Below are 8,964 nucleotides of genomic sequence, written 5' to 3' on the forward strand. Positions count from 1 at the left end.
ACGATGCCGTCTTCTTCCAGGCGCTGGATGATGAACGGCTTGTAAAGTTCGAGAGCCATGCGCTTCGGCAGACCGCACTGGTGCATCTGGAGTTCCGGGCCCACCACGATGACGGAACGGCCGGAGTAGTCCACACGCTTACCGAGGAGGTTCATACGGAAGCGACCCTGCTTGCCCTTGAGGAGTTCTGCGAGGCTCTTGAGCGGGCGAGCAGAACCCGTACGCGCCGTGCGGCGGCCGCTGTCGAACAGCTGGTCGACGGCTTCCTGCAGCATGCGCTTTTCGTTGCAGAGAATCACGTTAGGGGCACGGATGTCAATCAACTTTTTCAAGCGGTTGTTGCGGTTGATGACACGGCGGTAGAGTTCGTTCAGGTCGGAGGTCGCAAAGCGGCCGCCTTCGAGCGGAACGAGCGGACGAAGATCGGGCGGAATCACCGGGAGCACGTCGAGAATCATCCAGGAAGGCTGGTTCGCGAGCATGCGCACTTCGTTCGGATACTTGACACGGAATTCATCGAAGGCATCGGCCAGGATGAAATCGGAATGCTTGGATTCGTAGTCGGCCTTGAATTCGGCGACAGCCTCGGCGAGACCCTTGAGCCAGGCCTTGCCGGAATCGCGGGAGGAATCCGGGTTGTTGTAGTAGCTGCGGAAGCTTTCCATCTGCGACTTGCGGAAGGCGTCGACCACCTTCAGGCGCTTGATGGCATCGTCCACCTTCGTCTTGGAGTTGGAACGGGCCTGGTCACGGAGCTTCGCAGAAAGCTTGGCGAGGTCGAGCCTGTCGAGCAGCTGCTTGATAGCAGAAGCACCCATCTTGGCTTCGAAAGAACGGCCTTCGGCCACGAGATCCTGGTAGGTCGTCTCGTCGATGAGGGTGTTCTCCTCGAGTTCGGCATCGCCCTTGTCGATCACGACATAGCGTTCGTAGTAGATGACCTGTTCGAGGTCCTTGGTGTTGAGGCCAAGGAGGGCACCAATCACGCACGGCTGGTTACGAACGAACCAAGTGTGTGCAAGAGGAATGGCGAGTTCGATATGGCCCATGCGTTCGCGACGGACGCGGGAGTGGGTCACTTCGACGCCGCAGCGGTCACAGATGACACCCTTGTAACGGGCGCGCTTGAACTTACCGCAGTTGCATTCCCAGTTCTTGACGGGTCCAAAGATCTTCTCGCAGAAGAGACCATCACGTTCGGGCTTGAACGTACGATAGTTAATCGTCTCCGGCTTCGTGACTTCGCCGTAGGACCAGTAGCGAATCAGGTCGGGCGCAGCCAGGTGAATCGAAATGTCGCCGGAATTTTCTTGATTTTCCATCATTTCTTCGGACATATTACTTTTCTCCAGTGGTCTCGATATCAAGACCCAAAGAATGGACTTCGCGGATCATAACGTTGAAGGACTCGGGGATACCCGGCTTCGGGGTGTTCTTGCCGTGAACGATGGCGTCGTACACCATGGAACGTCCCGTCACATCGTCGGACTTGACGGTGAGGAGTTCCTGCAGCGTGTAAGCGGCACCGTAAGCTTCCATGGCCCACACTTCCATTTCACCGAAGCGCTGGCCACCGAACTGGCTCTTACCTCCGAGCGGCTGCTGCGTCACGAGGGCGTAGCTACCGATAGAACGGGCGTGGATCTTGTCGTCCACCAAGTGACCGAGCTTGAGGTAGTACATGTAACCGATGGTAACCGGGTTCAGGAAGGCTTCGCCGGTACGGCCGTCATAGAGCTTGGCCTTACCGATAATCTTGTTGTTTTCCGGATCCATCTCATAGTTCACGATTGGGTTCTTCTGGTAGGCCTTTTCGAGTTCCTTGCAGATATCCTCGAACTTGGCACCGTCGAACACCGGAGTCGAAACCTTGAAGCCGAGCGTCTTGGCGGCCCAGCCCAGGTGAACTTCAAGCACCTGACCGATGTTCATACGGGAAGGCACGCCCAGCGGGTTCAGAAGAATCTGGAGCGGACGGCCATCTTCGGTGAACGGCATGTCTTCGACAGGCACGATCTTGGAGACAACGCCCTTGTTACCGTGACGACCTGCCATCTTGTCACCGATGGAGAGGCAACGCTTCTTGGCGATATAGACCTTGACGCTCTTGAGAACGCCCGGCTTGAGCTCGTCGCCCTTCGTCACCTTGTCGATTTCCTTTTCCATGGTGCGGGTCAGCGTGTCGAGGTTGTCGCGTGCGACAATCACGAGCGAGAGCACCTGTTCCTGGAGTTCGTCGTCGCCCGTCACGAACTGGGACATCGGGGACACCTTGGTCACGTCGATGGCGCCGAGATTCTGTTCGGTGTAGGTCTGGCCTTCGCGGATGAGGAGTTCGTGCGTTTCGTTGTCCATCACCTTGCCGGCGGGCTTGCCGCCGAGGAGTTCGAACAAGTGTTCGCGGCAGGAATCCTTGATCTTGTCGATCTGGGCCTGGAAATTGGCGCGGATCTCTTCGATGGTCTCCTGGTCCTTTTCCTTGCTCTTCTTGTCGCTCTTGTCCTTCTTGCTGAAGATGCGGGTTTCGAGCACCACGCCCTTCATTCCCGGAGGAGCCTTGAGGGAAGAATCACGCACGTCGCCGGCCTTCTCGCCGAAGATGGCGCGGAGCAAACGTTCTTCCGGAGAAAGTTCGGTTTCGCCCTTCGGGGTCACCTTGCCCACGAGGATATCGTCCGGACCGACCTCGGCACCGACGCGGATAACGCCGTTCTCGTCGAGGTTACGGAGAGCGTCTTCGCCGACGTTCGGAATTTCGCGGGTAAGTTCTTCCGGACCGCGCTTCGTTTCGCGCACGTCGAGTTCGTATTCCTCGATGTGGATGGAAGTGAAGGTGTCCTTGATGGCGAGTTCTTCGGAGATGATAACGGCGTCTTCGTAGTTGTAGCCGTTCCACGGGAGGAAGCCGATCAGGATGTTCTTGCCGAGGGCAAGTTCACCGTGGTCGGTAGACACGCCGTCGGCCAGCACGTCGCCAGCCTTGACGAAGTCGCCCACATTCACGATAGGCTTCTGGTTCACGCAGGAATCCTGGTTAGAGCGCTCGAACTTGCGGAGCACGTATTCGTCAATCGGATCCTTGCCGAGGAATTCGTAGTTTTCGCCGAGGCCGGTAAGCGGCACGAAGTTGCCGTCGACCATGTTGCCGCGCTGCACCGTGATGTTGCGGGCGTCAACGAAGGTGACCTTACCGTCGTGCTTGGCACGGACAACCGTACCCGAGTCGAGGGCGGCGCGGCGTTCGAGGCCGGTACCCACCACAGGGGCTTCCGCACGGAGCAGAGGCACAGCCTGGCGCTGCATGTTAGAACCCATCAACGCGCGGTTGGCGTCATCGTGTTCGAGGAACGGGATGAGGCCAGCGGCCACGGACACAATCTGCATCGGAGCCACGTCCATGAGGTCGATGCGTTCGACATCCATGTCGCCGATATCAATGGAATCCTGACGGAGGATATGCGGGTATTCGCTCTTGTCGCGGACGATGACGTATTCTTCCTTGAAGCGGTTGTCGTCGGTGAGCTCGGTAGAAGCCGGAGCCACCTTGAACGCGTCTTCTTCGTCGGCGGTGAGGAACGTGATAAAGTCGGAAACGACCTGTTCGATGGCGTTGCTAGCCTGGACGTAGTCGGCCTTGCCGTTGAAGTCATCGATTTCGAAGCCGTTCTTGAAGAAGTGGACATCGCCATCCGCATAGGTCACCTGGAACACCTTGTTCGCGAAGATGTCGAACAGGTCGCGCTGGCGATTGTCGAGGTTCATGCGGATGCTGTCCATTTCCTTGCGGGAAAGTTCCTGCTGCGTAAGGAAGAAGTGCGGATCGTGCACGAATCCCTTGAAGATGCCGAAGTGCCACTTGACTTCGGGGAACTTGAAAATCTTGCCGCTTGCATCCTTGAAGTCGATGAGGCCCACGATACGGTACGGAGTCTCGATGAATCCGTAGTGGTTCACGACGGCATAGGATGCGAGGGAGTTGATAAGACCGATGTTCGGGCCTTCCGGAGTCTCGATCGGGCAGAGGCGGCCATAGTGCGTGTAGTGAACGTCACGGACTTCGAAGCCTGCGCGTTCGCGGGAAAGGCCACCGGGACCGAGAGCGGAGAGACGACGCTTGTGGGTAAGTTCCGAAAGCGGGTTCATCTGGTCCATGAACTGCGAGAGCTGGCTGGAACCAAAGAACGCCTGGACCACGGAACTCACGGTACGCGTATTCACGAGGTCGCGCGGAGTCGTCTGTTCGTCCTCGTTATGCAGCGAGAGGTTCTCGCGGATAACGCGGGACATGCGGGAGAGGCCCACGGAAATCTGGTTGGCGAGGAGTTCGCCCACGGAACGCGTGCGGCGGTTGCCCAAGTGGTCGATATCGTCCTTGGTGTATCCGTCTTCGCCATCGTAGAGGCCCACCATGTATTCGATGACGGCGAGGAAGTCGGCCTTGCTCATCGTCGTGCGGGTGGCGCTCGGGAGTTCGAGCTCCTTGTCCATGTTGTACTGCTTGAACTGTTCGCCGACATTCTTGAGAATTTCGACAATCTTCGGCGTGTAGACCTTGGCGTTCAAGCGGTAACGGCCGACTTCGCCCAAGTCGTACTTGCGCGGGTCGTTCAGGAAGATAGAATCAAAGTAGTTTTCGGCAGCCTGCAGGTTCGGAGCTTCGTCCTGCTGCTGGTGCGTAACGGAATAGATGGAACGCAGGGCGTCTTCGCGGGACTTAGTCTTGTCGGCAGCGAGCGTGTTGTGGATGAGGAGGTTTTCTTCTTCCTTGGAGAGAAGCACGAGCTTCTCGACGCTGCTTTCGCGGAGGCGTTCGAGCTTGCGGTCATCGATGACGGAGTTCGCCTCGATGATGATTTCGCCGGTGGATTCGTCGATCACGTCGTTGAAGACAATGCGGTCGATAAGCACGCAAACGCCGTCTTCGTTGAACTTCTCGGCTTCTTCGGCGATATTCACCTCTTCGGTCTTCTTGTAGAAGAGGTTCAGAATGTCCTGGGTCGTCTCGAAGCCAATGCTACGGAGCATGGCGGTGGCCGCAATCTTCTTCTTGCGGTCGATGACGACATAGAGCACGTCGCTTTCGATGTTGAACTCGACCCATGCGCCACGATGAGGAATGATACGGCTCTTGTAATCGGAATGGCCGTTGGGCTGAAGTTCTTCGTCGAAGCTCACACCGGGAGAGCGATGCAACTGCGACACGACCACGCGTTCGGCACCGTTCACGATGAACGTGCCGTTCTCGGTCATGATCGGGAGTTCGCAGATAAGGACATCGTTCTTGACTTCTTCCTTGAGCTTGGTATCTTCGCCGTCCTTCTCGAAAACGCGGAGGGCGAGAGTCGCGTAGAGCTCCATGTTGTAGGTAAGCCCACGCTCACGGCATTCGGGGATGCTGTATTTCGGTATTCCGAAGTAATACTTTTCGTATTCCAGGGAAAAGAGCCCGTTAGGATCGGTAATCGGGAAGATGTCCTGGAAGACGCGCTGCAAGCCCGCATTCAACCGCTTTTCCTGCGGGATATCGGCCTGCAAAAATTGTTCGTATGAAGCCTTCTGAACTTCGATCAAGTACGGAAGCTCCAGCTGGAACTTGTTGGAGGAATAGCTTTTTCGCTCCGTTGTCATTTGAAATACCTCATCCGGTGAAGAGCCTAGTTAGCAAAAAAAACACCAAAAGCCCGCACTTACGTGCAGGCGATTGGTAAGAACAGTTCAGAGAACTGGGAGCATTACTTAAGGGTAACCTTTGCTCCGAGTTCTTCGAGTTTCTTCTTGAGAGCTTCGGCGTCAGCCTTCGGCGCAGCTTCCTTGATGACGCTGCCCGCAGTCTCAACGACCTTCTTGGCTTCGGCGAGGCCGAGACCGGTGATGGCGCGAACTTCCTTAAGGACAGCCATCTTCTTGGCCGGATCGACTTCGGCGAGGATAACGTCGAATTCGGTCTTTTCTTCAGCAGGAGCAGCAGCGGCTGCAGCCATAACTACAGCGCCACCGGCAGCGGCTTCGATGCCGTGGGTTTCTTTAAGGTAGTCAGCCAAAGCCTTGGCTTCGAGAAGGGTAAGACCAACGATTTGATCGCCCAGTGCCTTGATATCAGTTGCCATGATGTGTTTCTCCGATTATTCCGTTTAAAATTTTTGGTTTGTGGTTTGTTGTTAAGCTTCCGGTGCGGCGGCAGCTTCAGGGGCTGCGGCTTCGGAACCCGATTCTTTTTCCAGCTTTTCCTGGAGAGTCTTGATCTGACCTGCAATCGTGGAGCCAGGTCCGAGAGCGATGGAGACGATCAAAGCGATCATGCCCTTACGATCCGGGATCTTGGAGAGGTTCACGACTTCGGAGCCAGGCATCGGCTTACCATCGAGGTAGATGCTCTTGGCAATCAAGAAATCGGGGTTAGCTTTGTGGAATGCTTCAATTTCGCGTGCGGGCAGAAGCGGGTCTTCTTCGAAGCCGACCATGACGGATGTTGCTCCGGTCAGCTGATCGTCGAGACCTTCGACCTTGAGGGCTTCGAGAACGCGCTTGAGAAGAGTATTCTTCACAGCGTGGTACTTGACGCCCTTGGAGGCGAGAGCCTTGCGCAGAGCATTGTCCTTTTCGACAGTGATGCCCTGGTAATTGAGCAGATAGACGGCGGTAGCGCCCTTGAAGGACTCGACGAGCGAATCCACGGTCTGTTGTTTTTTAACTACAGCTTTCATGGTATCTCCTAGCGCGTCAGTGCCATATCAAGTTTGATGCCCGGGGCCATCGTAGCCGTCAAAGTGAGGCTCTTGATGTAAGTGCCCTTAGAAGATTGAGGCTTGTTCTTCACGACAGAGTCGATGACAGACTTGGTGTTTTCGACCAGCTGATCGACAGTGAAGGAGAGCTTGCCAACAGGAGCATGGACGTTTGCACCCTTGTCGACGCGGTACTGGATCTTACCGGCCTTGAGTTCCTTGACCGTCTGGGCGACGTTAACCGTCACCGTGCCGGCCTTCGGAGAAGGCATCATACCACGAGGACCGAGGACGCGAGCCACCTTACTAATCACCGGCATCATGTCGGGAGTAGCAACGACGGAATCGAAGTCCAGCCAGCCTTCCTGAATCTTCTGAACCAAGTCGGCGCCGCCAGCGTAATCTGCGCCTGCGTTCTTTGCAATTTCAATGTTGTTGTCCTTGCAGAAAACGAGAACGCGGACCGTGCGACCGGTACCATGGGGAAGCACAACCGTGCCACGAACCACTTGGTCGGAATGTTTTGGGTCCACACCGAGGTTAAAATGAACTTCGACCGTCTGGTCGAACTTCACCTCGGACTTTTTTAGGATTTCGATTGCTTCGGCCAAACCGTAGGCTTTGTTACGGTCGTAGGTCTCGGCAACCTTTTTGTATTTTTTTCCTCTGAACATGGTGTTTCCTGTCAGATACGTAACGGTGAATTACCTGCCTCAGTCAACCACATCAACACCCATGGAACGGGCAGTACCCGCAACCATGCGCATGGCGGCTTCGAGGTCGATTGTGTTTAGATCCGGCATCTTCTTTTGGGCGATTTCCTGGATCTGGGCCTTGGTGATCTTAGCAACCTTCTTACGGTTGGGTTCACCAGAACCACTCTCAATGCCGACGGCCTTCTTGATGAGGACCGGAACCGGCGGAACCTTCGTGATGAAGGTAAAGCTCTTGTCAGCGTAAACCGTGATGACGACCGGGGTAAGCATGCCCTTCGCATCCTGGGTCTTCGCGTTGAATTGCTTACAGAACTCCATGATGTTCACACCCTTCTGACCAAGGGCAGGACCTACCGGAGGAGCCGGGTTGGCGGCACCGCCGGGAATCTGGAGCTTAATGTAACCTGTGATTTTCTTTGCCACTTTATTATCTCCGTTGCAAAAACCGTAGCGCTAGGCGGTGGCGGACTCGACCTGGTTAAAGGCAAGTTCGACAGGCGTAGAACGACCGAAGACCGTGACCATGACCTTGATCTTGGTCTTGTCTTCCATGATTTCGTCTACGACGCCCACAAAGTCCTTGAAGGGACCTTCCTTGATGCGGACACTTTCGCCAATCGTGTACGGGATTTGGATCTCGCCTTCCAGGGAATTATCAGGATCAACTCCAAGAAGACGATCGACCTCGCTCTGTTGAAGCGGAATAGGGACACGAGAAGCGCGTGTCATTCCGGCGAAATGGGTGACACCATTAATGGTGGACACCAGGTGCTGGGTGAGCTCGTCCAGCTCCATTTCTATAATGATGTATGCAGGGAACAGGCTCTGTACAGAAACGCGACGACGCCCGCGGACGTTGCTCACGACCTCGCGGGTGGGGACGATAATCTGACCGAACTTGTCTTGAACGCCTTCGCGCTCAATCATCTGCTCGATGTGTTTCTTGATGTTGTTTTCCTGACCAGAAAAAGTATGGATGGCGTACCAACGCTTCATAGCATTAACCCCTACCCATAATCTGGTTTACAATCCAGGAGAATACAAAATCAAGACCGGCAATATAGCAGCCCATAATGACGCTAAAGAGCATCACCACGAGAGTGGATCCCTTGAGTTCTTCCCAAGTAGGCCACGTGACCTTCTTCAGTTCTTGGATGGACTCTTTGACATATTGCTGAATCTTACGCATGATGACTCCGGAGGAAGTTTCCAGGTCGGGAGGGACTCGAACCCCCAACCAACGGTTTTGGAGACCGTGACTCTACCAATTGAGCTACCGACCTATTCGGACTTCCTTACTTGGATTCCTTGTGAACAGTATGCTTGCGGCAGAAGCGGCAGTACTTCTTGTATTCCACGCGGGAAGGATGAAGACGCTTGTTCTTGTCGCAATCATAGTTGCGCTGATTGCATTCTGTGCATTCGAGCACGATGAGTTCTCTAGGCATTTTTAATCCTGATTACTTGATGATTTCAGTGACGGAACCGGCGCCAACCGTGCGGCCACCTTCGCGGATAGCGAA

At 55.3% G+C, this 8,964-nt stretch carries 8 protein-coding genes, 1 tRNA gene and 1 pseudogene; all 10 read right to left on the reverse strand.

Features of this window, described 5'->3' with window-relative positions:
- Positions 1 to 1,337, reverse strand: a pseudogene (locus tag B4B27_RS07710) (DNA-directed RNA polymerase subunit beta'); the annotation flags it as partial.
- Position 1,338: 1 nt separating this feature from the next.
- On the reverse strand, positions 1,339 to 5,628 hold the full coding sequence (gene rpoB, locus B4B27_RS07715) for a DNA-directed RNA polymerase subunit beta (RefSeq protein WP_290725303.1): 4,290 nt from the start codon (positions 5,626 to 5,628) through the stop codon (positions 1,339 to 1,341).
- Positions 5,629 to 5,732: 104 nt separating this feature from the next.
- Positions 5,733 to 6,107: a 50S ribosomal protein L7/L12 gene (gene rplL, locus B4B27_RS07720; protein WP_290725305.1), complete on the reverse strand. Its 375-nt coding sequence runs from the start codon at positions 6,105 to 6,107 to the stop codon at positions 5,733 to 5,735.
- 51 nt (positions 6,108 to 6,158) lie between these two features.
- Complete coding sequence (gene rplJ, locus B4B27_RS07725; protein ID WP_173366603.1) at positions 6,159 to 6,704, reverse strand: 50S ribosomal protein L10; 546 nt, start codon at positions 6,702 to 6,704, stop codon at positions 6,159 to 6,161.
- An 8-nt stretch (positions 6,705 to 6,712) separates the two neighbouring features.
- A complete protein-coding gene (rplA, locus tag B4B27_RS07730) occupies positions 6,713 to 7,399 on the reverse strand; it encodes a 50S ribosomal protein L1 (protein WP_173366602.1) in 687 nt (228 codons plus the stop codon).
- A 39-nt stretch (positions 7,400 to 7,438) separates the two neighbouring features.
- Positions 7,439 to 7,864 (reverse strand): 50S ribosomal protein L11, encoded by a 426-nt coding sequence (gene rplK / locus B4B27_RS07735; RefSeq protein WP_173366601.1) that lies wholly within the window; start codon positions 7,862 to 7,864, stop codon positions 7,439 to 7,441.
- A gap of 30 nt (positions 7,865 to 7,894) precedes the next feature.
- The gene (gene nusG / locus B4B27_RS07740) at positions 7,895 to 8,437 is read right to left on the reverse strand and encodes a transcription termination/antitermination protein NusG (RefSeq protein ID WP_173366600.1); all 543 of its coding nucleotides are present in this window, start codon (positions 8,435 to 8,437) and stop codon (positions 7,895 to 7,897) included.
- Between the two features lie 4 nt (positions 8,438 to 8,441).
- Entirely contained in the window at positions 8,442 to 8,630 is a 189-nt protein-coding gene (secE, locus tag B4B27_RS07745; RefSeq protein ID WP_173366599.1) for a preprotein translocase subunit SecE, read from the reverse strand.
- 21 nt (positions 8,631 to 8,651) lie between these two features.
- A tRNA-Trp gene (locus B4B27_RS07750) sits at positions 8,652 to 8,724 on the reverse strand.
- Between the two features lie 12 nt (positions 8,725 to 8,736).
- Positions 8,737 to 8,889, reverse strand: coding sequence for a 50S ribosomal protein L33 (rpmG, locus tag B4B27_RS07755; RefSeq protein WP_014545993.1), 153 nt, complete (start codon positions 8,887 to 8,889; stop codon positions 8,737 to 8,739).
- Positions 8,890 to 8,964: the final 75 nt, after the last annotated feature.

The organism is Fibrobacter sp. UBA2449, from assembly GCF_002342555.1.
Classification (GTDB): Bacteria; Fibrobacterota; Fibrobacteria; order Fibrobacterales; family Fibrobacteraceae; genus Fibrobacter.